Annotated in this window: 2 pseudogenes; both read right to left on the bottom strand. The window is 43.6% G+C overall.

Features of this window, described 5'->3' with window-relative positions:
- Positions 1-503: pseudogene (locus CIK04_RS32515) on the bottom strand (hypothetical protein); the annotation flags it as partial.
- Positions 504-613: 110 nt separating this feature from the next.
- Positions 614-1281 (bottom strand): annotated as a pseudogene (locus CIK04_RS32510) (hypothetical protein); the annotation flags it as partial.

Here is a 1281-nt window from a genome sequence, read left to right as displayed (position 1 = left end):
ACTCTTCAATTCGGGTAAAGCGGCAATCAAGGGGTTGATATTTCTCCATGATTTCTTTAACGGATTTATGCACAGCAAGGCAGTTCGTGGTGTGTATGTCGTTCCAAATTAAGCGTTTTTCCAAGGGCACGGCAGCGAGCTTTTCTGGTGATAAACGACTTTTTGAAGGTGTAGAGTGGGGCAGGTAATCAGCAAGACATCTTTTTCGTACTCGCTCTGCTCAAAGTCAACGAAATCGTAATATGTGTAATCCTCATCAACCGGATTTTCGTAGAAGTTTAAGTAGTGATAGTCATCGTGGTAAGTGTCATCGTCATTGATGATAACGGCTCTCAGCCATTGCGCTCCGATAATATCGATATGGCGCAGTGCCAGATACAGTTCGCGTTTTACCATCATTTCCTGCCGGACATATGTAAGTTACACAACTGATGGTGTATCCCTTGACTTGTGTCTTCATCCCTAAAGCCATTTTCAAAGTAAAACCAGCGATTGGTGTTTTCTTGAAACTGATTAAACGTAAGATCAGCTCCCGCATTTTTCTCATGACCAGTCAAAACCATAGCGTGCTCGCCCACACGCTGGTACACCACATAATAATCAGAATATTCACTCATATTAGATTCCCATCGGCGTCGTATTCTGCGCGAGTGCCCATATCTTCTTGATACTCTTCAATTCGGGTAAAGCGACAATCAAGAGGTTGGTATTTTTCCATGATTTCTTTAACGGATTTATGTACGACGAGGCAATCCGTAAACTGCAAGTCATCCCAAATTAAGCGTTTTTCCAAGGGCACGGCAGCGAGTTTTTCTGGTGATAAGACGATTTTCTCGAAGGTATAGAGCGGGGGCAGGTAGTCGGCAAAGACATCTTTTTCGTACTCGCTCTGCTCAAAGTCAACGAAATCGTAATAGGCATAATTTCGGTCTAAAGGATTTCGGAAAAAATTCAGGTAGTGGTAATCATCGTGGTAAGTGTCATCGTCATTGATGATAACGGCTTTTAGCCATTGCGCTCCGGTGATATCGATATGGCGCAGTGCCAGATACAGCTCGCGTTTCACCATCATGTTTCTGCCGGACATATGTAAGTTACATAGCTGATGGTGAATCCCTTGACTTGTGTCTTCATCCCTAAAGCCATTTAGAAAGTAAAACCAGCGATTGGTGTTTTCCTGGAAGTCATTCGCCGTTAACGCTCGTGGAGTATCATTTTTATGCCCGATCTACACCACTGGCGTCTGGCCCACACGTCGTAACACATAATAATCAGAAAATT

It is taken from the genome of Vibrio sp. 03_296, assembly GCF_002265885.1.
The sequence above is the reverse complement of the archived record's forward strand: the minus strand, read 5'-3'. Positions and strand labels throughout refer to the sequence as shown.